The sequence below is a fragment of the Ruegeria sp. AU67 genome, assembly GCF_900312795.1.
Lineage (GTDB): Bacteria > Pseudomonadota > Alphaproteobacteria > Rhodobacterales > Rhodobacteraceae > Ruegeria > Ruegeria atlantica.
Genome location: NZ_OMPH01000011.1, coordinates 1 through 24,039, shown reverse-complemented (window position 1 = coordinate 24,039; position 24,039 = coordinate 1). Strand labels below are relative to the sequence as shown.

Genomic DNA, 24,039 nt, shown 5'->3' with positions numbered 1-24,039 from the left:
GGAGGCAACGATTGATGCCTCCCAAGGATTGATTTCTACTGCGACATCCCGCCTTCGGTCGAAATTTGCTCTTCAACATGGCTTTGATTGGTTATGTCCGATCCCCGTGGAGGATATTCCTTGAACGTAGACAGGTGGTTTTGGACGATTTTGGCGGCAGGACCAAATGCCCACATCTTGTTGCCCATCCACCGTGTATACATCCCCGATTCCTCGGCAGCTTTTTCGTAGGGATCGCGGCGCAGGTTGAACAGCAGGGGTGCGTTCAGTTCTTCTTTGGGCCCCGCCCAACCTTCGGTTTGTATCGTGAAGTGCGCTTTCCAGTCACCATGCCGCACGGCTTGCAGGTCCGGACCTTCGTAGTACATGATCTCATTCCGGTTGCTGTCGCTGTCACCAGTCAAAAACGTCAGTTGGTTAAACCCATCCAGATGCACCTGATAGCCCTCGTAGCCTTGGAGCAATGATCCAGGCAGATCGTCCGGGCCGCCGGCGGCGGCAACAAGGGTGGGCATCCAGTCAAGACCGGCAAATATACCATTGCTCACGGTTCCGGCTGGGATTTGTCCGGGCCAACGAATGATGGCGGGGACGCGGAAACCACCTTCCCAGGTTGTCCCCTTTTCACCATGGAATGGCGTTGTTCCCCCGTCGGGCCAAGTCATGGTTTCGGGGCCATTATCCGAGGTGAAGACGACGATTGTGTTTTCTGAGACGCCCAGTTCGTCCAACCGAGCCATGACTTTACCCACGTTGTCGTCAAGTTCCTTCATGACCACATCCAGCAAACCGCGCCCGCCACCTAACATGGCTTCGTATTCGGGGCTCAGATGGGTCCAGACATTCGCGCGGGCAGGGGCCATCCAAACGAAGAAAGGCGTTTCACTTTCAACCGCGCGGTCGATGAAGTCCAGTGTGTGCGCTGTTACTTCATCGTCGAGCGTCTTCTGCCGCTCGGGCGGAGCGGGACCATCGTCGATTATGCGTTGCTTTCCGACCAAACCCCAGCGCGGATCAACAGTTTCATCTAGGGTATCAGTTGCGTAGGCGTGAATGATGTTCCGGGGGCCAAAAGTGACGTTGAATTTCTGATCTTTCGGCCAGTCGGGGTCGGATGTGTATTCCATCGCGTTCAGGTGATAGAGCCAACCCCAGTATTCGTCAAAACCTTTCAATGTCGGCAGAAACTTGTTCATATCGCCCAGATGATTCTTACCAAATTGACCAGTTCTGTAGCCCAGAGATTTTAGCATGTTGGCTAGTGTAGGGTCATTTTCGCTCAGACCTTTTTCCGGGTCTCCGGGCAGGCCAACCGTGTGCATCCCCGTTCGAACCGGAAATTGTCCGGTGATAAAGGCAGACCGTCCGGCGGTGCAACTTGGCTGAGCATAGTAATCCGTCAGGCGCATGCCATCCGCAGCAAGCTGGTCAAGGTTGGGGGTTTTGATACTCTTCACACCCTGATGGTAGCTGCCCAGACTGGCCCAGCCGACATCGTCGGCCATTATGACAAGGATATTGGGTTGGTCGGTTTCCGCCAAAACTGGCATGGCACAGACCGAAGCTGTGACCAGCGTGGCGGAAACCGCAACAGATCGAAGAATGAACATTTTTACCTCTGTGGACGTACAAGACGATAACGATGGTGGGAATTTCGAAGGGTCCATCAGGGATAGCGGTCGAAACTTTCGCGTCGCAACAGAGCTTTACCAGGATTTCATATTGTGAAATCTAAAAAACGAAACCTGAAATGAAATTGACCACATGATGAACGAAAACGTATTGACCGCCTTTCTTGCATTGGCTGAAACCGGCAGCTTCCAAAATGCAGCCCGTGCGATGGGTGTGTCCAACGCGTCATTGTCCCGCTATGTCGGGCAGGCCGAGGACTATACGGGATTTGTTTTGTTTCATCGAAGCCGAAACAGCAGCACACTGACACGCGCAGGGCAGGAATTCTTACCAATCGCCCAAGCGCTGCGCGAAGACCTGGACCGATATGCGACGCGTGTGGCCGGTTTGCGCGAAACCGGGCCGGGCACGTTGCTGGTCGGTTGCGGGCCGCTGACCACGAGAACCCTGATCCTGCCCGTGTTGCGTGCTGTACGGCAGGTAATGCCTGACCTGCGCTTCCGAATTCTGGTGAGTGCCTACGCCCGCCCGCTCGACTTGTTGCAGGCGGGGGAGTTCGATGTATTCCTTGGCGATCTGACTTACACTCCGGACGCCGAAGATGTCGAGATCATGGTGATGGAAAAGCAGGAAATCCTGTTTGTTGCTCATCGAGATCATGAGATTCATCAGCGCGGCGCGCAAACGATGGCCGGTATTTTCGAATATCCCTTTGCTTCACCGCATCTTCACAAGCACTGGAAAGCAACCTTGTAAAGTCACTTGGTGGCGATGCCGAGGCAGTCGAAAAGGTCAATGCCCAGCCGCATATCGAATGCGACGACTACAACCTCCTGACCGGATTGTTGGCGGAACCTGACTTCATCGTGGGAGGGATGCCGGGCACGTTCGCAGAACTGTTCCGTGCAAAGACAGTCAAACCCGTTTCAATGAAACAGAATCTTACGTGGAACATTTGCGCTGCGCGCAAGTCGCAGAATACATCGGATGCTCTTGAATTGTTCTGGAGTGAGCTTGCTAATTTTCGGGGCCGGTGACGTCAGTCATCTAAAGGTGTCCGATTGAGACGTTTTGTGGCTCAAACTAAGCTATTTGCCTGAGTACAATAAACTTGCCGAAGTTCCGCTTTACAACGAGAGCGGCTTTTGAATGCAAGTGACCAACGGCAGCAAAGCCTGCTTTGCCGACGTCGCGGAACTGGCAAAACACTGGGCTCGACGAACTCACACAACGCGAGACTAAAGCAGCCATATTGACGTTGAGAACGAACACCCCTTCATAGCGGACGTGCAGAACTTCTTTCCTGATCTTTTGGAAGAGCACTGGCTTAGCTGGTCGCCTGTTTGGCTACTCAGCAAACCACATTCCATTAGAACCCGTCATATCTTCAGATCGAGGCGGGGCTTCCAAAACGGCCGGAAGAGTTCAATCTTCGGACATCGATTCATCACAACTTTGAGGCCCGCATCCTCGGCGAGCTGTGCTGCTTTGTCGTCGTAGACGCCAATCTGTCCCCAAAGAACTTTGGCTCCGATCGCAATGGCCTTCTCGGCAAACCCAAAGAGTTCTTCCTTGGGACGGAAGACATCCACCATATCAACGGGTTTGTCGATTTCTTCGAGTGAATGATAGACCTTCAGGCCCCTGATTTCCTTGACGTTCGGGTTAGGGTTTACCGGCAGAATGTCGTAGCCAATTTCGCTGAGCTGTCGCAGAACGCCGTAGCTAAATTTCGTTTTGTCGGCGCTTGCACCAACCATTGCAATGGTTTTGACCGACTTCAAGATCTCGGCGAGATACTTGGGGTCGTATTCATACATACGGTCGATATCTGCTTCGGGCATCGGTTAACCTTCCTTCGGCGTCGCAATGTCTGCCTTGAGTTCGTGGGGTTTGAGCGGATCGAGGAACGGATTGCGGTAAAGCTTGTCATGGCTCTCAACCCCAATCTCCAACGTGATGTTTGACGTCGCACGTGCCACGCAGAGGATTACGTAGCCGTTGGCGATCTGCCTATTGTTCAGCGCGACCTGTCGGCGCTGATCCACCGTGCCTGTTTTAAGTTTCGCGGCGCAGGTAATGCAGCCGCCGTATTTGCAGCCGAAGGGCAGATCAACACCCTGTTCGCGTAACGTGTCCAGAAGTGGGCGTCGTGCGTCCACCTCATATGTCGCGCCATCCCTGTTGGCGATCGTCACAGTATGCGTTGTCATAGCCAAATGTCGCTTGTGCAATCACCGCCTGGATACCGGCTTTCGTGGCAGCGCGAGGGGCCATTTGGCTCTTTCCCAAAGTCCACGATAAAGTCTTCGTTGATCTTCATGCCGCCGTTTTCGGGATCGCAATCAATCATGACCATTACTCCGCCCTTTTCGCGGATCTCGGGATAGAACTGGTTGTCCCAAGTCGAAAACAGTGAGGTGGTGACATAGAGTCTGCGTCCGTCGAGAGAGAGTTGGAACATCTGTGGACCGCCAGCGACCTCAACCCCATTAATGGTTGGCGCCTTGCCCAAAAGCCCCCCCATGTATACTTGGCCGGTCAGCTTGGGATTATGCGGGTCGGTGATGTCGTATTGGCGCATGTCGCCATGAAGCCAATTGTTGAGATAGAGATATTTGTCATCCATCGAGATCAGGATCGCCGACATCACTCCCGGCAATGGGATTGGCCATTCGGGATGCATTTCGTTATCGACGTCGATGATCTTTTCCCATTGCCACTTATTAGCGCCGTCCTTCCACCAGTGAATGACGTTGGTCGACAGCGCTGCCCCACAAAACCCATGCGTGCTGTCTGGGTCATGGTGGAACTTGACTTCCAAGGGCAATAGCCCGTCTTCACCCAGATAGAAGCTTTCAACAGGTTTGCGCTTTTCAAAGTCCCAGAAGTGCAGTTCGCGCCCGTATTTCAGATGGCCCACTTCTTCCAGATCGAAGCCCGGCATAAAGGTGTTGGGCGCGGCCCATTCGGAACTCACCATCACGTTGTGGCGGGGCTGGTACCAGAAATCATAACCGAACTTGATGCCGCCCATCGAGTTCTCCCAGCGGCCGACGATGTTGAATTCTTTATCGAGATGCAGATAGCCGCCCGGAGCTTCACCCTTGGCGTTTCCAAGGAAGGAAATGATGATCTCCGAACCCAGACAATGCACTGTATGCGGCCCTGACAGATCGGCCTTGGCCTTAATCTCGGCCCCGTCGATAACCTTGTGCAGCCGCGGTGCGAGTGGGTCAGTGGCCGTGTCGACGATATGTAGGTTGTTGGAACGCACACCGGGCAGGATCAGGTATTTTCGCGACATTGAGCCGTCGTCGTGGCAGGACGAACAAGCATTCCAGCCCATGTGATGAAGCTCATCCCCGATCCCCGGCATTTCCAGCCGGTGGATCACCTGAGAATAAGTTGGGCTTTCCGGGTCTACATCCACTGTCGCAAGATAGTCGGGCTTCTGAATGCCCGTGCCTGTATAAATGGCAATCGTGTAAAGAAGCTTCTCACGGGGGGCTTGGATTGCCTCTTGCGGGCTGGCGTAGCCCGGTCCGCAACATGCACCATCCATCGTTGAACCCTCCCTTGATCACGATTACGGTATCGTATATCGAAAATACTATTATCGTATAGTGAGAAAAATGCATCTAGAACGCTTAGCGCTGATATTGGAAGTCGTAGGTCAAAAAGGGCATGCGACTGTCGCGGACATTTGTGCACAATCCGATCTCCCTAAGCCAACAGCCTATAGGTTGGTTCAGGATCTTGTTTCGTCCGGACTGTTGCAGACATCTGCGCGAGGGGAGTTTGCCATTGGAACCCGATTGAAGCGTATCACCCGGAGTGATCATTCTGATCCTGCGCTTCTGGAAGTGATTGCGCCGATCCTGGCCACCGGCGCCAGAAACTACGGGGCTGCGTTCTTTCTTTCCCGACTGCGCGGCAACTGGGTCGAGATTATTCACGTGGCCACGCCAGAAACGGGCGTGTCATATCTTCACCCGGGTGTGGGCAAACGGCCTATGCACGCGTGCTCTTGCGCCAAGGCAATTGCCGCCGTTTCTCCAGAGCTGCTGTCTCATGGCGAATTGAACGGGCAGCTCAAGCGGTACACCGAGCACACCATTACCAGCGGAAAAGATCTGGCAAAAGAACTCGATGTCATTCGGGCCAAAGGATACGCCGAATGTATCGAGGAGCTGGAAAGAGGTATAAGTTCTGTTGCAACAACACTGGGCAAAACAGGTGTTGGTTCGACGTTGTCCATTGGCGCCACAGCTTCCGTTCGGGTGTTTACGCCTCCAATACGGGTCAAAATCGGCCAAGCACTCATCGAAATGTCGCATGAGTTATCATCTGCCCTAGGATGGGATGGCGCAGACGCGAATATGAAATCCGCCTAGGTTAGTGTTGGCTAAAGCAGTGGAGAAGGTTCACGTCATCAGGCAGCGTCGAAACGTTTGATGCCATTAGGCGGGTTTACGGGCGGCCAAGGAGGATAAGTATGGACGATGGAATGCGCGGAGGATTCTTCGCAGTTAATGTCAAACCTGAGCACCGGCAGTCTTTTTTGAACGCCAGCATCTTCGAAGCGCAAAGTGTTGTAAGCGAAGAGGCAGAGGTTTTCCAGTTTCAGATCATGGTGGACATGGCAAATCCCAATCGGTTCTATTTCTACGAAGTGTTCCGGGACGAAGCAGCCATTCAGGATCACTGGGACTCTGTAGCTTTTAAGAACTGGTTGAACACGGTCCAAACAATGCTGGATGGTGACATCAAAATTATTGCTCGGATGCGCTCGCTTTTCCCAACCACAAAAGGCTTCGAGGCCCAAAAACCGGGCCTGCTGCAGTGGTGAAACCGACCGGACGTTTGAAATTTTGGTCGCTGTGTGATTGTGACTGGATGTGACACTAATCGGTTTTGGGCTCTCTGCCGATATTCCCTGTCGGCACAAGAATTGGACACCAGTGAACTCACTGAATGCGGGCATTACTGCAACCGCCCAGACTGAGTGTTTCAGTTTCTCGTGGTCATTTCGCCCCGCGAAAGGTATTCATTAGATGGAAGGGAATACGTGGGGCGGAAGTTGGCGGCGATACAGGCGGCCGATATGGTCCGCGATACCGCCCGATCAGCCCCACTTGCGTGGGCCAGTTTGAATGTTCGTTCATGATCGGCCTGCGCATAAAGTGAAAACTGAGCCGGCCTATTAGTCTGAGCCGCTTCCAGCCTCACCACTTAATCCCCCAACCTCCCGGCAAAGGCACCGCGGGCTTTGTTGTCCGTCAGAAATGCAAAGTCGACATGATTTGGGATTCACGTTCTGCCACCCGGGCATTTCACACACTTTTGACCGACTACAGAGCAGCAGTCCAGACCCGATAACGCCCCTGCCCCGTTACCTCTCGGATCAAACCCCGGTTCATAAATCGGTCGATATTGCGTTGCACCGCAGCGCGCGAAGCCTGTGTCAGGTCCTCGGCCAGCGGCGCCGACACCATGGGCCATGCGGTCAGCGCGTCGATCAGGCGCGGTGGCGTGCGGCCGCTCAGGTCACTTGTCGCCTCGCGGGCACGCTGATCCCAGGCGCTGACCCGATCCAGGTGCAACAAAGCCGCCAATATCGACTGCCCTGCCCCCCTGATCCAGGCCGAGAGTTTTTCCTGCGGTTCGCCAACCCCGCGCAACGCCCCCGGACCCGACAGCGCCAGCGGCATGAAGATCGCCCCACCCCGCCCCATCGACGCAGCATGTCGGGCTGCAATGATCGCTGCCTCAGTGTCCTGACCAGGGCTTTCCGAAAGGGCGCGCCAGGCATGAAACCCGATTGCGGCCTGCGTGACGGGATGCAAGCCTTCCGCATTCTGCATAATCTCAGCCAAATCGGCGACGGCCTCTGGCATGTCTTCGATGCCCTGTGCCATGCGATCAAGAAACGCGGTCAGGCCAGTCGCCCAGCCGCCCTCTGATGGCCCAGCCCCTGCAGTTAGTCGGCGCACAGCCCAGCCTGCCCGGAACATCGCCTGGACATCATCGCCGGTTGCGCCAATCCGTAATCCGACCCACAACGCAAGCCGGTCGACACCGATCCTATCCCCTGTCCACCAACCCAGATCAGACACATCCATCAGCGCCAACCGGTGTCCCCACCCTGTCGGCCCTGCGCGCAAACGTTCGTCCAACGCCCCGAACGTGGCCGCCAGTTCCGCCAGTTCATAAGACAGCTCGGCCTGGGCCGCGCGCCAATCCCTTGGGTCAAACAGAAGGCGGCGATCGACCGCCGGACCGGGGGGCAGAAATACGTCCTGTGCCATACCTTCATCGGGAGGGAGGAACCAAAGATCATCTTCCTCAACCGGGTCGGTGTCATAGATGCTGGGAGGACCGATCGCGTCGTCGTCCTCATCCGGGTCCGGCATCACAGGTTTCATCGTCATGCCCGCTATATTTCGGACATTTCGTGCGGTCCACAAGACGTATTCCGCCCTGCCCCCGGTCAACCGGCGAATGTTGTGGTCAGAATGTGCAGTTGCTGGTCAAGATCGGTCTGCTCGCTGCTGCCGATTAGCATATAGCCATATCCATCCTGCGCCCATGTCGCAGTGGCAACACCACTTATCGCCGCAAGTTTGACATCCTTTGCCGGCGCACCTTCCCCCTGGCGGATCACACAGAAGGCCAGCGGCTGGCCCTGATCATCCGCAAAAACCACCTGGATCAGAGGTTTCCCCTTAAAGGACAGTACCTGAGCGCGCTTCAATTCCAGCCCGGGCAGCGTCTCAAGTGTGTCCCGGTTAAGCGACCGACCCAACTGTGCCTCAGCCCGCGCAAATTGCGCATCCAGCGCAACCGGAGAACTGTCCAACGATTCAATCGTGTCCGGCGAATAAAGAGACTGATAGATAGCTGCCTGTTCGGCCCAACCCATTGGCTCTGGGCGTGTCGCCCAGAAAGTTGCGGATACGGCCACGACAGAAACTGACGCGGCAACTGCCATCAAGCGCCAGAGACCGCCTGAGGTGTCGGCCGTACTGACCGGCATTGGCTGCGGCAATTCAAGCTGCGGCGCATCCGCAGGAATGTTTTCGAACACTGATTGCACCACAGGTGCCAGCGGGTCCAGTGTCATCAGGCGTTGTTCCAGCGCAAGATCGGTTTCGATCGCCGCTTCAATTGCAGCGGCCTCGGCCGCATCCGCAGTGCCTTCCAGATACGCCCTCAGCGTCTCGTCGGAAAACTTCATTTGCCACTCCGTCGAACGGTGTCTGCCGCATCATGCTGCATCACGTTTTTCAGTTTCTGCCGGGCGTTGGACAACCGGCTCATGATAGTGCCTATTGGCACCTCCAGCAACGCGGCGGCTTCGCGGTAGCTGTATCCTTCAACAAACACAAGCATGACTGTCTCCCGCTGCGCTTCTGGCAACTCCATCACTTGTGTAAACACCTCAGCGGCGAAAATATTCGTTTCTGCATCCGGTCCGGTCGAAATTAATTCGGCTTCGGGTGTAACGGACAGCGCCTGGGCCTTACGCACAGAGCGTGCCCGCACCTCATTCAGCCAGATCGAGCGGCAAATCGTCATCAGCCAACTGTCCAGCCGATCATACGATGTAACCTGATGATGACGCTCCAACGCACGCAGACACGTCGATTGCAATAAATCATCGGCAACATCCGACGCCCCCGAAAGTGCAAGACCAAACCGCCAGACCCGTTTGGAATGCGTCTGGATTGCGCCGCGCACGGCCTGTTCGGAGGAAATATCGGGACCCATCGAATAAATCGCGACCTGTGTGTGTTTGTCATTCACGGACCGGGCCCGCGAGGTCAGGACTGACATAACCCGAGGAGGAAAGAAATGAAACTTCTGTTGAAGGCAGTCACGATTGCGTCGGCAATTGTTGCAACCCCGGTTCTTGCGCAAACTTGGACGCTGGACCCTGAAGGCTCGCATCTGGCCTATGGGTCGATCAAAAAAGACACCGTGGGTGAGGTAAACTCTTTCACAGGTCTCTCCGGTCAGGTTGGACCGGACGGGAAAGCCGATATTGAAATTGACCTGTCATCGGTGGAAACCAATATCGACATTCGCAACGAACGAATGGTTGAATACGTGTTCCGCAAAGCTGGCAGCGCATCGCTGACGGCGCAGTTCGACATGGCAGATGTAACGGCCCTGAGCGTTGGCGAAACCACGATTGTCGATGTCGAAGCGATGCTTTCGCTGGCAGGCACAGATGTAGCATTTGATGCCGAGATGTTTGTGGCGCGCCTGTCTGAAACATCAGTCATGGTTTCAACAAATGACATGGTGTTCATCAGTACAGAAGATGCAGGCGTCGATGCTGGTGTGGAAAAGTTGATGGAATTGGCCGACCTGCCCGGCATCACCCGAACCGTACCCATTACAGCGCGTCTGATATTCAACCTGGACGAAAAGAAAGCCCAAGCGGAACCTTCCGCCACCGCCGTAACTGCTGCGGTTGCTATCGAAGGTGACGTCAAAGCAGGTAAGAAGGTTTTCCGCAAATGCAGCGCTTGCCACAAGTTGGACGAAAACCGCCATACGGTGGGCCCATCGCTTCACCGCATTATCGGCGCTACGGCGGGTCAGGCTGACGGATTTAAGTTCTCGGAACCTCTAAAGGGGTCGGGTATCGTCTGGACAACTGACACCCTGACTGCTTTTCTGGCGGATCCCAAAGGCACAGTTCCGGGCAACAAGATGCAGTTTCGCGGCCTGAAAAAGGAAGCCGATATCGTGAATGTGATCGCCTATTTGCAAGCCGAAGCACAGGGTTAAACCTGAACCAATCCAATAAAGCGGGTTCCCTTTACACGCACCGCCACGCTATCCCTTGTCTGACCTCAGACAAGGGAGACGCGCGGCATGAGCGACACGGTCAAACTGACACTGGACGAGATCCGAAACCTCAGCCTGTCCATCCTGACCAAGTCGGGGTTTGGCCCGGAACACGCGGCCGCCATTGCCGATGTATTGACGACCTGCCAGGTCGACGATTGCCAATCTCATGGGTTGTTCCGCCTGTTCATGTGCAATGACACCATGAAGACCGGCAAGATTGACGGGCATGTGGCCCCGGCTGTTGCGCCTTCGGATAATGCCATTGTTCGTGTCGATGCGCGCGGAGGCATGTCTTTGCTGGCTTTTCGCGAAGCATTGCCTGTGCTGATCGAAAAGACCCGCACCCACGGCATCGCTGCAATGGCAATCAACCGCTGTTTTCACTTCTCGGCCCTTTGGCCCGAAGTGGAAAGCCTGTCTTCAGAAGGTCTGGCCGCGATGGCGATGGTGCCCAGCCACAGCTGGGTCGCACCGGCTGGGGGCACTCGGGGTAGTTTGGGTACGAACCCGCTGGCTTTCAGCTGGCCGCGTCAGGGCAAAGACCCATTCACGTTTGATTTTGCCACCAGCGCCTTTGCCCGTGGTGAGATTGAGCTTTATCACAGGGCGGGTAAGCCCCTGCCCGAAGGCGTCGCCATAGACAAATATGGAAATCCGACCACTGATCCGCAGACCGCGATGGAGGGGGCGATGCTCACCTTCGGCAGTTACAAAGGCTCGGCCTTGTCGATCATGATCGAGCTGTTGGCCGGTCCGTTGATCGACGACCTGACCAGCCTGGAAAGCATGGAGTTTGCCGAGGGCCAAGGCGGCGCGCCCTATCACGGCGAGATCATTCTGGCTTTTGACCCCGCCCAGTTCAGCGGTGGTCGTGCCGCAGCAAATGATGAGCGCGCCGAACGCTTGTTTGCCGACATCGTCGATCAGGGTGCGCGCCTGCCGTCGCAAAGACGTTTCGCTGCTCGCGCACGCAACACCGCCCGTGGACACGTTGAGATCGCGAAAACCCTGTACGAAGATTTGCTGGTTTTGGCCGAATAGGTGTAAGGCCCGCGATCTTCTCTTTCCCTTAGCGGTGCGGCTGGCTAAGAAGTTCCTCCCAATTGAATTCAGGAGGCCCCCTTGGACCGCATCGCCCGCACCATCGCCACCGAAATCAACGCCCGCGCCGAACAGGTCGGTGCAGCGGTAAAATTGCTGGACGAAGGGGCCACGGTTCCATTCGTGGCGCGTTACCGCAAAGAGGTGACTGGCGGGTTGGATGACACGCAACTTCGAACTTTGTCGGACCGTTTGACCTATCTGCGCGAACTAGAGGCGCGGCGCGCAACCATCCTGAGTTCAATCAAGGATCAGGACAAGTTGACCGACGAGTTGGCGAAATCCATCGCGCAGGCAGACACCAAAGCCCAACTGGAAGACATCTACCTGCCCTATAAACCCAAGCGCCGCACCAAGGCGATGATTGCGCGCGAAAACGGGCTGGAACCGCTTGCCGATGCAATTCTATCGAACCGTTCCGCAGATCCCGAAGGGCTGGCAAAGGGTTACATTAGTGAAGCGGTTCCCACGACAAAGGACGCATTGAATGGCGCTCGGGACATAATCACTGAACGGTTGACTGAAAACGCCGCCCTTCTGGGTGAATTGCGGAATTTCATGCAACGCGAGGCCTTGCTGACCTCGAAAGTGATCGAGGGTAAACAGCAAGAAGGCGCCAAGTTCAGCGACTACTTCGATCATTCGGAGCTTTGGGCCAAGACCCCATCGCACCGCGCCCTGGCAATGTTACGAGCTTCGAAAGAGGGGATCGTGACGCTGGACATCGCCCCCGAGCCCGAAGCTGGCGCCGCGCGAGCCGAAGCTATGGTGGCTGCTCATCTGAAGACACGCAGCGATGCACCCGGTGATAAATGGCTGCGGAAAGTTGCCGGCTGGACGTGGCGGGTAAAACTGTCCCTTTCGATGATGGTCGAGCTGATGGCCGATTTACGTAGCCGTGCGCAAGACGAAGCAATTCACGTTTTTTCCCGCAACCTCAAAGACTTACTATTCTCCGCACCTGCCGGCGCGCGGGCTACCTTGGGGTTGGACCCTGGAATCCGAACCGGCGTCAAAGCCGCAGTCGTTGATGCAACAGGCAAGGTGGTTGCGACCGAAACCTTGTACCCATTCCAACCCAAGAATGATTTGCGCGGATCGCAGGCGGCGATCCTGCGCTTGATCTCAGCCCATAAGATTGACCTCATCGCTATCGGCAACGGCACGGCGAGCCGCGAGACCGAAAAGATGGTTGCCGACACGATAAAACTGCTGCCAAAGGGCGTCAAAGCCCCAACCAAGGTTGTCGTTTCAGAAGCCGGAGCTTCGGTCTATTCGGCATCAGAATTGGCCGCGCGTGAATTTCCAGACCTGGATGTATCGCTGCGTGGCGCTGTTTCGATTGCCCGCCGCTTGCAGGATCCGCTGGCGGAACTGGTAAAAATCGAACCAAAATCCATTGGCGTCGGTCAATACCAGCACGACGTTGATCAACATCGCCTGTCACAGTCGCTCGCTTCCGTAATCGAAGACGTTGTGAATGCTGTGGGTGTGGATCTGAATACGGCCTCTGCCCCCCTACTCTCACACGTTTCTGGTCTTGGGCCCGGCCTTGCAGAGGCTATTGTTATGCATCGTGATCTCAACGGCGCGTTCCAATCCCGCAAGGAGTTGCTGCGCGTCGCGCGTCTTGGGCCGCGCGCCTATGAGCAGTGCGCAGGTTTTTTGCGGATACGGGATGGCGTGGAACCCTTGGACGCGTCCTCGGTGCATCCAGAAGCATACAAAATTGCGAAACGGATCGTATCTGCCTGTGGTCGTGATATTCGCCAAATCATGGGGCATGACGGTGCCTTGAAAGGGCTGCGCGTAGAACAGTTCGTGAATGAAGATTTTGGCCTTCCGACTGTGCAAGACATTTTCTCAGAGCTGGAAAAGCCAGGTCGTGATCCCCGCCCTAGTTTCGTGACCGCATCGTTTACTGATGGGGTCGAAGAGATTACCGATCTGAAACCTGGAATGGTGCTGGAAGGGACAGTCACCAATGTGGCCGCGTTTGGCGCTTTCGTCGACGTGGGCGTGCATCAGGACGGTTTGGTCCATGTCAGTCAGCTAGCGGACAGGTTTGTCAAAGACCCGCATGAAGTGGTGAAAACGGGCCACGTGGTCAAAGTCACTGTGGTCGAGGTTGACGTGCAACGCAAACGTATTGCTCTGACAATGCGAAAGGATGGCGGAGCCTCGGCGCGTCAAGAACAGAACGGCAAGGGTTCAGAAAAACGTCCATACTTCCCAAAAGGGAAACAGGCGCAATACGCAAAATCTAAAGAAAATGCGCACCACAGCGCGCTTGGTGATGCCCTAAAATCTGCGCTCAAAAAGCAATAGCCCTGGATGGACGTTATTGAAACAACGCTCAGGTGAAAGCTTCCGGTTCAAGCTCCTCCCAGAATTCAAATATCTTTGTGGCGTTCAACCCTGATCGCCACCCATGAGCTCTGAAATGTTCTCGGTCGAGATCATTATCAAGGCCCGATAGAAAGAGCCGCTTGTCGGCATCGCGTTGCGTTGGGTTTCGCCGCGAAACCAGGTCCTCAACAATTGCCAATCGCCGCGCACGTTCGGTCCGCTCTACAGTTCTTGCTTCGTATTCCTTGTCCTGCTGCTCTTGTTCGGCGGTCCTGCGTTTTACAGCTTCACCCACTGATGGGCCTGGCACCGCCGACGTCTTCTTTTCTGGCGCTTGATAGTTGTCCCGCAAGGCAGCGGACAGGAAACCAAGAGTCGATTTAACTCCATCTTTGCCCTTGGCATATTCGAGCTTTTCCCGAACATAGTCTTCGCCATGTTCAGAAATCCACTGTCGCGCCAACCTGTCGGACACACCTTGCTGGCGCAGCGTCTTGTAGATTGTCAGATTGCGAACGCCATCTTCATCATCAATCTCAAACATCGCTTTCTGCGGGTTACCCTTTATCAGGAACCGGATATCTGTAACTGTGCGGCCTTTCTTCTGGAATTCAGGCTCAATGAGAATATCAGAGCTTTTGTTAACTTCGGCGACAGCTGGTTTAATGATCTTGGCATTTAGGTGCTTGAAGCTGCCATAGTAATCGCTTCCGTCGACACCCATGAGCTTTCTGAAGACATCCAGCGCCCACCAACCCGTCGATCCTGTCCGGACAAATCGATAGCAATTTTCATAAAGCGCTAAGCCGTGACCTGAACTAAAATTTCTCTGAATCTGAACATTTATTAACGCGTAGATTTTCGGATCATAAAGTTTCTGCGCCAATGCTGGTGAATATGCGTATTCACAGATTCCATTCTTCAACTTTGCAAAACTCAACAAAGATGAAACACCCCATTCCTGGCGTCCCTGCTCATCCAACATGTCCCATTCAGCGACCGTTTCAGCCAGAGCGCGCAAGCTTGCTCGCAACGTGTCAAAGTCGTTTGAGTTATATCCAACCATCATCGCCAACGTCCGGGCGTCAATTGTATGGGTCGGGGCGGACGTCAGCGCGTCATATGCATTCAACAACAAAACGTTCGACAACTTGCGTTGCAACAGCGTCAACTTCCCGCTGATGTGAATCGCGGCGACGTTTTTCTTAACTGTCTCCCGACGCAACGCGCCTGAGAGGTTGTCCATGTTAACTTGTGTATCCGGCATGATTCTGCCTGGCTGCTCGTTTGCTCATTATTTGCATGATAGGTACCTGAGTTGCAATCTATTTTAGGTGCCTATATACAGGATGACGCCAATCCCGTGGATGGGTACCTTTCTAAGTAGGCCCAAAAGTTATCCACAGAAACGCATGCGAAAGATTCGCACGAAGCAAAGAACACGCAAACTCGTGTGCCCTGAACCCCAATTTAGAGCCTTTTTCAAGGTAATTACTGGCGTCCTGAGAATCGGGACCCATCTAACCGTAACTTGGCGCCATACATCCTGTACTTGGGTACTTATAATCCCGTATGCGGGTCCCCTCGACCCTGTAAACGGTTACTCATCAATATGTAAACTATTGTAGTTAATACAGTTTTCCACCGCAAAGATTCTAAATTATACAAAAAAACTAAACAATTTGTTGCGTTCTATTCTATTGATTGTTCAAGTTTCGTCGCGAAACCTGGTGGCAACTACAACTTCAGTGGAAAAAACAAAGAGGAAGGATAGCCTCTCATCCAAATGTTCGCTACATTGCGCTATATACGCCGCCAAGGCGAACATTACCTGAGGTACCGACAGTGAATAAGACCAACCAACCTCCCCTGCCCCCTTATCTTAATCTCGATCCGGAAAAAGCAGCGGCAAAGTTACCTGATCCTATTGGAACTTCACGATTCGCTAAAGCTGCCACTTTCTGTGCAAAAGGACGCGAAGACTTGGCTCGGAGAGGGTACGCTCCCGATGGGGAAAAACGATTACGCCGTTTCTCCATCTGGGAAATCACCAAGTACCTAATTCCAGTAGCACCCGCCCACCTAAGACGTGTCCTAAAGGCAAATATGGACCTTCCACAAGGAGAGGGAGAAGCAGGGTCGAAGTGGTTTACTCTTGAAGAGGTTTTGACCCTTCGAAAACACTTCGCAGCAGAGGGTGTCAGCACCAAGGAATACCTACCTTATCGCCCGGAAGGCTTGCCTGCGAAAGTTGTATCTGTAGCGAATTTCAAGGGAGGTGTTGGCAAGACTTCAACTGCTGCTCACCTCGCTATGTCTGCGGCCTTGGATGGGTATAAAGTTCTTGTAATCGATTTGGATAGCCAAGGATCGATGACGTCAATTCTTGGCGGAACAGTTGCGGACGAGTGGCAAACCGTGTTTCCGCTGTTAGCCAAAGATTACGCGAAAGCTGTTCAAGAGGAAAACCGCGTCAGGCAGGTTGGAGGACAGGCCGAAATCCCCTTGGATGAAACACTGCAAGAGGCGCTAAATACAACCTCAACTGACGTCATTCAGAAAACGCATTGGCCCAATATCGACCTTATTGGTGCCCAACTGAATTTGTATTGGGCAGAGTTCCAAATCCCTGTGTGGCGTATGGGATTAAAAAGTTGGCCATTGTGGGATGGTCTGACCAACTTTCTCGAGACTGAAGGTGTTCTCAACGATTACGATATCGTCTTCATTGATACTCCTCCTGCACTTGGGTACCTAACGATCAACGCATTGGCTGCAGCGGACATCCTCTTGGTTCCGCTTGGAGCGTCGTTCCTGGAGTTCGATTCAACCGGCCGTTTCTTTGACATGCTTTATACGACATTCGCAAGTATTGAAGATGGAGAAAACACCGCCCAACGAGCAGCCGGATTGCCAGAGTTGAAGTTCGAATGGGATGTCGTGCGGGCAATCATTACCCGATTTGATGCCAGCCAACAGACGGATATGGCGAACGTGATTCAGGCGTATTTTGGCGATTTCATGAATGCTTACCGACAAGATTTCACTGCTTTGGTAGGGCAGGCAGGAGAACAGGTTAACGGGATTTATGAGGCCGACTACCGCGATTTTAACCGTGAAACTTATGTCCGTGGACGCGAAACTTTTGATCGTACCTATGCTGAATTCAAAGAAGTTCTAATAGGTTGTTGGTGGCGTGATGCCCAATTGGGGGGAGAGTCGAATGGCTAAGCGTAGAAGACTTGATGTTCCAAACACTGCAGAATTGGAAAAGTTGGAGGCGGGTTTCGCGGCGAAACCTTCATTGAATCCGTTTGAAGGTACAACGTCTACACCCCCGATTGCGAAAGTAGCAGGTGAGGCTGCATCCTTAAGCGGAATGGCGACTGTCACGGACCGTGTGGAATTAGCCAAGGATCAAAGCGACGCAACAAGGTGGCGAGACGCAAAGGATGCGGGTTTGGTGGCTGAAATGCTACCGATTGAGTCGATTGATGCTGAGTATATTCGTCGAGATCGGATGGTCGAAGACGAAGATGCTATGGCGGAGCTTTTGGAGTCTTTGAGAACAAACGGGTTGCGTACACCTATTGAAGTGACGCGTGAAGGCGAAAGCTATGGTCTTATTTCGGGGTTCAGGCGCTTAGACGCTTTTAGACGTTTGTCCAAAACTGATGATCGGTTTGCAACCATTCCTGCCTTCGTGAGAGGTGCCGGTTCGGGGCAGGGGGCTTACGTATCGATGGTCGAGGAAAATGAGCTACGCACTAACCTAAGCCCATACGAGCGTGGACGTATCGCAGTTCTGGCAGTAGGGCAGGGGATATTCGAGTCTACCGAGGCAGCAGTCGATGTTTTGTTTGCAGCTGCCTCCAAAGCCAAGAGATCAAAAGTTCGCAGCTTTGCTATGGTCCATGAAGCTCTCGGTGACCTGCTGCAACATCCTGTGGCGCTTTCGGAGAAGGCGGGTTTGAAACTCGCATCGGCGCTGAGAGGGGGGGCTCAGAGCAAGCTTCGTCGTGCACTGGCAGAGGCAGAGGTTATTGACCCTAAAACCGAATGGGATGCTCTGGAAAATGCGATGAAATCGTCTCCGTCGCCGACTGCCAATAAGACTCGTGGGGGACGCCCCCAGCTAGTGAAACCATTGACAACGGTTAAGTTGGCTGACGGAGGGACACTACAGGCCGAACTCTCACCAGATGAAGTTCGTATTCGGGTACGGTTGCAGGGATTGTCAGAGGAGGATGCTCAGGAACTGATAGAACAGATTGCACGCCACCTATGTTAGTTTCGTGGCGAAACCGAGAAAGACGGACGATGTTAAAGTTTTCTAATGACAGGTCAACATGGTTGTGTCGCAAACATTTTGACATGATTGCCTGAAAGACCCTCGGTTGATTTGATGTACGAGCGAAACTTATCGAGCTGGTGCCCAGTATGATCTCGTTCAAAGGGCACCGGTTCCCAAAACATGCGACTCTTCACGTAGTCAATTTCTACCTGCGCAAATCGGTCCCTCTACGAGATCTGAAGCAAATCCTCGTCGAGCACGGCTCCGTGGTTGACTATGCGACGCCAAGTAGATGGGTGGTGAAATCCCCCATCGTCACTGTCGAAGCGCACAAGGGAAAGAATCCCTGCGCTGTTTCTTGGCGCATGGAAGAAACTAATCTCAAATTGCACGGCAAGTGGAAGTATCTATATCGTACGGTTGTTCGCGAAGGGAAAACCCTTGATTTCATGCTATCCGAATGTCGCGACATTGGAGCGGAAAAGCAATTCTTTGCGAAGGCATTCTCCAATAGCAGCATTCCGTTACGGATCGCGATTGACAGGAGTGGAGCAAATGCTGTTGGAATCTAGGAATTGAACAAGATCCTCAAGCGATATGGCTGCCCAGCCAAGATCATGACAGTGAGATCCAAAAACCTGAGTAATCGAAATGAGAAAGACCATCGTTTTATCAAGAGACCAGCGCGCCAGATGCGTGAGTTCAAGTCCTTGGCGGCAGCTTCAGCCACTCTCACAGGCTTCGAGTTCGCTCAGATGACCCGAAGGAAACAGTTCAAACTGGAGGGTTATGCTATTGCGCAGTTTGCTGCTCTCGCCGGATAACTGTGCTCGGTCGCGAGGATGTTCTTTGGGTGGGTAAAAGTTTGCGACATAACCTTCTTGGTTGCCAAACTACGTTCATTTCGAGACGAAATCAATCACACTTGATAAGGGATACTTATCAGATGTGATCTCAATTTTCTTGCGTGAAGCAAGTAACGCGCAAAAAGGCTGACTATTGCGCACAAAGAGGAGCGAAGGCCAATGTTTTCGCGGCATCATTCATAGGGTTTGTCGCAAACTGTGCGGCTCTTTCGGGTGGTTCTGTTGCGAAGTTTCCTGCAGTTCGGAGAAATGCTTCTGACTTGCGGTGTTAAGCGGCCAGTCCTTTGAATTGTTGAAAGGGACAGAGTCCGGGCGTGAATTTGCCCTTGCGGATCATGTATGCGACTTCGTAGCCTGTGGGGGTGGCTGAAGCTGCCGCCAAGGACTTGAAGCCGAGCATCGGACGGGTTCGTCTTTCAACATCCTGGCGAAGAACTTGGTGGAGGCTGTTTTGTTTCGAAGTCGTGAAAGCATGCAATCGAGGATCTTGCCGTGTTTGTCGACGGCTCGATAGATGTGAACCCACGCGCGTTTAACTTTGATGTAAGTTTCGTCCGTTCTCCAAGAACAATCACATGGCGCGTTTCAACGACGCGCCGTTTCGGCGATCGCGCCGGAATATCGTGTAACCCAACGGTTCTACGTAGTGTGATCAACAGAAACGCCTCGCTCGTGCATGATATCTTCCAGATTCCGATAGGAGACACCGTATCGAACATAGAAAAACTGCGAACAGGATCACGTCCTTCAGATACAGCGCACGTTTGAAAGAAATCATGGACCAAACTTCAAATGGAAAATGCCGTTCGCCACACCGGCGCTAACGCCATGAAGGTCAATGGCCAAAGTTTGCAACAGATCCCCACTATTGCTGGATCAACCATCGCTGGGCATTGCGCCCAAACTGGTACAGAACATCGCTCGTTCGATCGTGGCTATCAATCGGGACGAGGGCGTTTCAGTGCTGCTGGCCGAACAGAACTCGCAAATGGTTTTGTCGATCTTGCACTGGGCGCGCGAACTGACCACCGGGAATGTCGTGATATCAGGAAATTCCAAGGAAATTCTGACCGATCCGAGGATCAAAACTGCCTATCTGGGCGGAGAAGTGTGAGGATGTTGCGAAGCAGCTTGTCGTCAACCCCAACACCACAAATTCCATGACCCGAAAGATCGAGGCAGCGGCGCGGGCGGTCGCGCATGCCGCTACTGAGATTGTGGCCGTCAACTGTCAAGATGGCCCGGCCAGTATTCAGGGATACCTAGATGTTTCGGCCTGCGTGCCGGGCCTAATGGACGTCGTTTCGCAATATCCGGACGTGGATGCAATCGTGGTTGCCTGTTTCGACGACACTGGCGTTGATGTGGTGCGCTCCGTTACGTCTGCCTCAGTGATTGGCGTTGGTGAAGCGGCCTATCACGCCGCATCCATGATCAGTCCAACATTCAGCGTCGTTACAACATTGTCCCGGTCGCTTGAGGGTTGGAGGCAAATCTGTTGCGCTATGGTCTGGACCGCCGTTGTGTTCGGGTGCGGGCTTCGGACGTGCCGGTTCTGAAGCTTGAGGAAAACGACCCGAAGACCGTCGACACGATACGGGCTGAAATTCGGGCGGCGTTTGATGAAGACAGGGCTGAAGCCATCCTTCTGTGTTGCGCGGGGATGAGGGACCTCATGTTGCAACTTTCAGAAGAGTTCGGCCTGCCGGTCGTCGATGGTGTCGCCTGCTCCGTCACTTTTGCAGAAGCTTTGGTGAAAGCCAAGCTTACGACCTCGAAGCTTTGCTCCTACGCGTGACTAGTGTCAGGATGCATTGATTTCCGCTGTTTGGCGTGATTCACCGCTCGCAAATGGAGCGGTGACATGAGTGATCTATATCGGCTGGCTGACGATTAGATGACCAAACTTAGCCCTTTCTCCCGGAAGCCCCACCGTAAACCGCGAGTTGACGGACGGCGTGTGTTAATCGGAATAGTAGTTATCAATCGTAATGGCTTAAGATGGCGTAATGCGCCTGTTGAATACGGCCCTAACAAGACGCTCTACACTCGGTGGAAGCGCTGAAGTGAAAAATGTGTTTTCGCTCAAATGATGGTTGGCCTGGTTGCCAGTCACAGTGAAGAGAAGACCGTTAGGATCGATGCAAAGTATCTGAAAGTCCACCAAACAGCGAGCAGAATGGGCATAAAATAGGGGGCGTGGACATCTGATCGGACGAACCAAGGGAGGCATGAAGACGAAACTTCACGCCTTCTGCGTTAGTCAGGGCGGATCGCTCGACTTGTTCACCACCGCCGGATAAGTTAACGACTTCATCGGCACACGGGCCTTGCTGGGCAAGGGTTATTTCGAGCCCAGATTCTGCCTCTTCAAGGAATTCGCATAACTGGCGCCTTAACCGGCAACCGCGCCGTAATCTCCTCGGCTAGCAAGAAACCCTGTAACAGTTCCCTGCTGAACCCGACATCTGCAGCTTTTGTCAGATCCAAACGCGGGACCGAGTGTAACGAATAGTCTCAGGTTTATGGTACCAGCAGCATAATCTGTATGTCCGCCACATTGGTTCCGGTCGCCCCGGTTTGCAGGAGATCACCTGCTAATGACAAAGCGGAATTACTGTCATTGTTGGACAGTAAAGCCACTGGATCCTTCCCGGCATTACGTATCCGACAGACAGTGCCAGCATCTACTATGGCTCCCGCCGCTGTGGTTGGTCCATCCCGGCCATCCGTGCCACCGCTGAGAAAAACCCAGTTGCCCGGTATTTTCTGTTCCTGAGTCAAATAGGCGAGACGCAATGCCATTTCCTGATTTCGACCGCCCCACCCTGAGCCACGCAGTCGGACAGTTGTCTCACCGCCAAACAGCAGGGTTTTCGGACGATCCACGGTCACGGATCGGGTCGCATGCAAAATTTGTTCTGCGGCATCGTCCACATTGCAGGTCAACGCATCTGAGACGATCTCGGCGTCGAATGATCGAGACGCGCAGCCGTGTGCAGCCTGCAGGCTTATCCGATTAGATCCGATCAGGTGGTTGGTGGCTTGAGCACTAAGCCTCTGATCAGGAATACTGTGTTCCAGATACGTGCGGACTGCTTTGGGCAACTCATGCCATAGGCCGTTTTCGATGCAAGTTCTGCGCGCGTCTGCATGGCTGCCGATAGGGGAAACGGTCGGGCCACTGGCAACAGCCCGCAGGTCATCCCTGATTACATCCGAAAGAATGTAAGCCGTGACCGGCGCAGGAGCCGAATGTTTCAGAAACCCGCCGCCCTTAAGTTGGCTGAGTTGCTGGCGTATCAGATTTATCTGAGTGATACCCAACCCCGAGGATAGAAGCACTTCGTTAACCCTTATCTTGTCCGATAGGGTCAGGCCGCTGACGGGGGCGGGGATAAGTGCTGATCCCCCGCCCGAGATTAGCGCAATGACCTGATCATGTTCACATGCTTCGCTGAGCAAAGACACAATCTGTCGCCCGGCTTTCAACCCACGCTCATCGGGGATGGGATGCCCGCTTGTTAAGACAGTCGCGCCGGATACATCCGTCTGGTTTTCAGCATGCGTTACAGCCAAAGCTACATGCGGGCCTTCAACGCGTCGCAACGCCTCTGACAGCATTTTGGGCGCAGCCTTCCCGACCGCAATCAGGACGCTGCGCCCGCCACTTGCAGGTGTTGGCAGTGGAGCGACGCATAACTTGCGGCGCAGGGCAGTAGCTGGGTCCGCTGCCGACACTGCCTCGGCAAAGATAGCCGAAGCAGTGGTGCGAAGCGTTGTCGTTGAATGGCCCGGCACTACAGGTTCACGCCGCTGCGATCTGACTAGCCTTTTCGACCAGTACTTCGGCCTGACGGATCGAGGCATAGTCGATCAGGCGACCATCCAGAGACACAGCGCCTTTGCCAGCCGATTCAGCCTCGGACATGGCTACGAGTATGCGCTGTGCTTTGGTGACTTCGGCATCTGATGGCGACATGACCTCATTGGCCAGGACAATCTGGCTGGGGTGGATAGCCCATTTTCCTTCACATCCCAGTACGGCCGCGCGTTTCGCTGCCGCGCGATACCCGTCTGGATCCTGAAAGTCACCGAAGGGCCCGTCGATCGGGCGCAGGCCGTTGGCTCGGGCGGCGACAACCATGCGGGCTAGCGCATAGTGCCACATATCGCCCCAATGCGTCATGCGTCCGCCATGTGCATCCGCATCGGTCAGAACGGAATAGTCGGGGTTTACACCGCCGATGATGGTGGTCCGGGCACGGGTTGAAGCCGCATAATCGGCGACCCCGAAATGCAGGCTTTCGTTGCGTTTGGATGCGGCCGCAATCTCGCTGACGTTCTGCATGCCAAGCGCGGTTTCGATGATGTGTTCGAATCCGATCCGTTTCTTGTAACCTTTGGCGTCCTCGATCTGCGTCACCAGCATGTCGACCGCATATACGTCAGCTGCGGTTCCAACCTTGGGGACCATGATCAGGTCCAGGCGATCACCGGCCTGTTCGACCACATCCACCACATCGCGGTACATGTAGTGCGTGTCCAGCCCGTTGATCCGCACCGACATGGTCTTGTTGCCCCAGTCGATATCGTTCAGCGCTTCGATGATGTTCTTGCGCGCCTGTTCCTTTTCGTCCGGTGCAACAGCGTCTTCCAGATCAAGGAAGATAACGTCCACATCCGATTTCGCTGCCTTTTCGAACATTCCGGGCTGGCTGCCCGGAACGGCCAGCTCGCTGCGGTTCAGGCGTGCGGGGGCTTGGTCGATGTTGTGAAAGCTCATGGTTTTGGGATCCTTCGTCTTACAGGTTTGGATAGATCGGGAATTTAGCGCAAAGCTCTGCAACCTCGGCTTTGACCTTGGCTTCAACCGCGCCATTGCCGTCTTCGCCATTGGCGGCCAGACCATCGACCACTTCGATGATCCAG

The 24,039-nt window shown here is 54.1% G+C and carries 19 protein-coding genes and 5 pseudogenes; 13 read left to right on the top strand and 11 right to left on the bottom strand.

Annotated features, from left to right (window positions below; genetic code table 11):
• Nucleotides 1-35: 35 nt before the first annotated feature.
• A complete protein-coding gene (locus DK510_RS03180; RefSeq protein ID WP_200833202.1) occupies nt 36-1,610 on the bottom strand; it encodes an arylsulfatase in 1,575 nt (524 codons plus the stop codon).
• A 154-nt stretch (nt 1,611-1,764) separates the two neighbouring features.
• Between DK510_RS03180 and DK510_RS03170 the strand changes: the two genes are divergently transcribed.
• A complete protein-coding gene (locus DK510_RS03170) occupies nt 1,765-2,388 on the top strand; it encodes a LysR family transcriptional regulator (RefSeq protein ID WP_109310880.1) in 624 nt (207 codons plus the stop codon).
• A 623-nt stretch (nt 2,389-3,011) separates the two neighbouring features.
• Here DK510_RS03170 and DK510_RS03160 read toward each other — a convergent pair.
• Genes DK510_RS03160 through DK510_RS03150 form a run of 3 tightly spaced genes read right to left on the bottom strand, consistent with a single transcriptional unit; the run spans nt 3,012 to nt 5,197 of the window.
• Nucleotides 3,012-3,476 carry a CoA-binding protein gene (locus DK510_RS03160; protein WP_109310878.1) on the bottom strand — a complete coding sequence of 155 codons (465 nt, stop codon included), beginning with the start codon at nt 3,474-3,476 and terminating at the stop codon, nt 3,012-3,014.
• Between the two features lie 3 nt (nt 3,477-3,479).
• Nucleotides 3,480-3,845: a 2Fe-2S iron-sulfur cluster-binding protein gene (locus DK510_RS03155; RefSeq protein WP_109310877.1), complete on the bottom strand. Its 366-nt coding sequence runs from the start codon at nt 3,843-3,845 to the stop codon at nt 3,480-3,482.
• Nucleotides 3,842-5,197, bottom strand: coding sequence for a selenium-binding family protein (locus tag DK510_RS03150; RefSeq protein WP_109310876.1), 1,356 nt, complete (start codon nt 5,195-5,197; stop codon nt 3,842-3,844). Before DK510_RS03150 ends, DK510_RS03155 begins: the two co-directional genes overlap by 4 nt.
• A 70-nt stretch (nt 5,198-5,267) precedes the next feature.
• On the opposite strand from DK510_RS03150, the pseudogene DK510_RS23130 reads away from it, so the two are divergent.
• From DK510_RS23130 to DK510_RS03140, 3 genes and pseudogenes are all read left to right on the top strand, one after another.
• A pseudogene (locus DK510_RS23130) lies at nt 5,268-5,405 on the top strand (helix-turn-helix domain-containing protein); the annotation flags it as partial.
• 45 nt (nt 5,406-5,450) lie between these two features.
• Nucleotides 5,451-6,029, top strand: coding sequence for an IclR family transcriptional regulator C-terminal domain-containing protein (locus tag DK510_RS03145; protein WP_234998906.1), 579 nt, complete (start codon nt 5,451-5,453; stop codon nt 6,027-6,029).
• A gap of 101 nt (nt 6,030-6,130) precedes the next feature.
• Nucleotides 6,131-6,484, top strand: a complete 354-nt coding sequence (locus DK510_RS03140) for a putative quinol monooxygenase (protein WP_109310874.1) — start codon at nt 6,131-6,133, stop codon at nt 6,482-6,484.
• 502 nt (nt 6,485-6,986) lie between these two features.
• Here the strand turns inward: DK510_RS03140 and DK510_RS03135 are convergent.
• The 3 genes from DK510_RS03135 to DK510_RS03125 are packed head-to-tail and all read right to left on the bottom strand — an operon-like array spanning nt 6,987 to nt 9,441.
• Entirely contained in the window at nt 6,987-8,066 is a 1,080-nt protein-coding gene (locus tag DK510_RS03135) for a helix-turn-helix domain-containing protein (RefSeq protein ID WP_200833201.1), read from the bottom strand.
• Between the two features lie 59 nt (nt 8,067-8,125).
• Entirely contained in the window at nt 8,126-8,872 is a 747-nt protein-coding gene (locus DK510_RS03130; RefSeq protein ID WP_109310873.1) for a hypothetical protein, read from the bottom strand.
• Nucleotides 8,869-9,441, bottom strand: a complete 573-nt coding sequence (locus tag DK510_RS03125) for an RNA polymerase sigma factor (RefSeq protein ID WP_234998866.1) — start codon at nt 9,439-9,441, stop codon at nt 8,869-8,871. Before DK510_RS03125 ends, DK510_RS03130 begins: the two co-directional genes overlap by 4 nt.
• Before the next feature lie 48 nt (nt 9,442-9,489).
• Between DK510_RS03125 and DK510_RS03120 the strand changes: the two genes are divergently transcribed.
• From DK510_RS03120 to DK510_RS03110, 3 genes are all read left to right on the top strand, one after another.
• On the top strand, nt 9,490-10,434 hold the full coding sequence (locus DK510_RS03120) for a c-type cytochrome (protein ID WP_109310872.1): 945 nt from the start codon (nt 9,490-9,492) through the stop codon (nt 10,432-10,434).
• 87 nt (nt 10,435-10,521) lie between these two features.
• Complete coding sequence (locus DK510_RS03115; RefSeq protein WP_109310871.1) at nt 10,522-11,538, top strand: Ldh family oxidoreductase; 1,017 nt, start codon at nt 10,522-10,524, stop codon at nt 11,536-11,538.
• Nucleotides 11,539-11,619: 81 nt separating this feature from the next.
• On the top strand, nt 11,620-13,926 hold the full coding sequence (locus tag DK510_RS03110; RefSeq protein WP_109310870.1) for a Tex family protein: 2,307 nt from the start codon (nt 11,620-11,622) through the stop codon (nt 13,924-13,926).
• Nucleotides 13,927-13,954: 28 nt separating this feature from the next.
• Here DK510_RS03110 and DK510_RS03105 read toward each other — a convergent pair whose 3' ends face one another.
• Nucleotides 13,955-15,214, bottom strand: a complete 1,260-nt coding sequence (locus DK510_RS03105; RefSeq protein ID WP_109310869.1) for a replication initiation protein — start codon at nt 15,212-15,214, stop codon at nt 13,955-13,957.
• A 578-nt stretch (nt 15,215-15,792) separates the two neighbouring features.
• On the opposite strand from DK510_RS03105, the gene DK510_RS03100 reads away from it, so the two are divergent.
• The 3 genes and pseudogenes from DK510_RS03100 (at nt 15,793) to DK510_RS03090 (ending at nt 19,065) form a co-directional block, all read left to right on the top strand.
• Nucleotides 15,793-17,178 (top strand): AAA family ATPase, encoded by a 1,386-nt coding sequence (locus DK510_RS03100; protein ID WP_109310868.1) that lies wholly within the window; start codon nt 15,793-15,795, stop codon nt 17,176-17,178.
• Nucleotides 17,171-18,238, top strand: coding sequence for a ParB/RepB/Spo0J family partition protein (locus DK510_RS03095; RefSeq protein WP_109310867.1), 1,068 nt, complete (start codon nt 17,171-17,173; stop codon nt 18,236-18,238). Before DK510_RS03100 ends, DK510_RS03095 begins: the two co-directional genes overlap by 8 nt.
• A 149-nt stretch (nt 18,239-18,387) precedes the next feature.
• Nucleotides 18,388-19,065 (top strand): annotated as a pseudogene (locus DK510_RS03090) (IS6 family transposase).
• A 310-nt stretch (nt 19,066-19,375) separates the two neighbouring features.
• Here the strand turns inward: DK510_RS03090 and DK510_RS03085 are convergent.
• A pseudogene (locus tag DK510_RS03085) lies at nt 19,376-19,885 on the bottom strand (IS6 family transposase).
• Nucleotides 19,886-19,945: 60 nt separating this feature from the next.
• On the opposite strand from DK510_RS03085, the gene DK510_RS03080 reads away from it, so the two are divergent.
• The 3 genes and pseudogenes from DK510_RS03080 to DK510_RS23125 all read left to right on the top strand — a co-directional run.
• On the top strand, nt 19,946-20,221 hold the full coding sequence (locus tag DK510_RS03080) for a hypothetical protein (protein WP_234998865.1): 276 nt from the start codon (nt 19,946-19,948) through the stop codon (nt 20,219-20,221).
• A 46-nt stretch (nt 20,222-20,267) separates the two neighbouring features.
• Nucleotides 20,268-20,905: pseudogene (locus DK510_RS03075) on the top strand (aspartate/glutamate racemase family protein).
• Nucleotides 20,906-21,004: 99 nt separating this feature from the next.
• Nucleotides 21,005-21,407 (top strand): annotated as a pseudogene (locus tag DK510_RS23125) (transposase); the annotation flags it as partial.
• A 223-nt stretch (nt 21,408-21,630) separates the two neighbouring features.
• Here the strand turns inward: DK510_RS23125 and DK510_RS03065 are convergent.
• Both DK510_RS03065 and DK510_RS03060 read right to left on the bottom strand, forming a co-directional pair.
• Nucleotides 21,631-22,908, bottom strand: a complete 1,278-nt coding sequence (locus tag DK510_RS03065) for a glycerate kinase (RefSeq protein WP_234998864.1) — start codon at nt 22,906-22,908, stop codon at nt 21,631-21,633.
• Between the two features lie 7 nt (nt 22,909-22,915).
• Nucleotides 22,916-23,893 (bottom strand): CoA ester lyase, encoded by a 978-nt coding sequence (locus DK510_RS03060; protein ID WP_109310864.1) that lies wholly within the window; start codon nt 23,891-23,893, stop codon nt 22,916-22,918.
• Nucleotides 23,894-24,039: the final 146 nt, after the last annotated feature.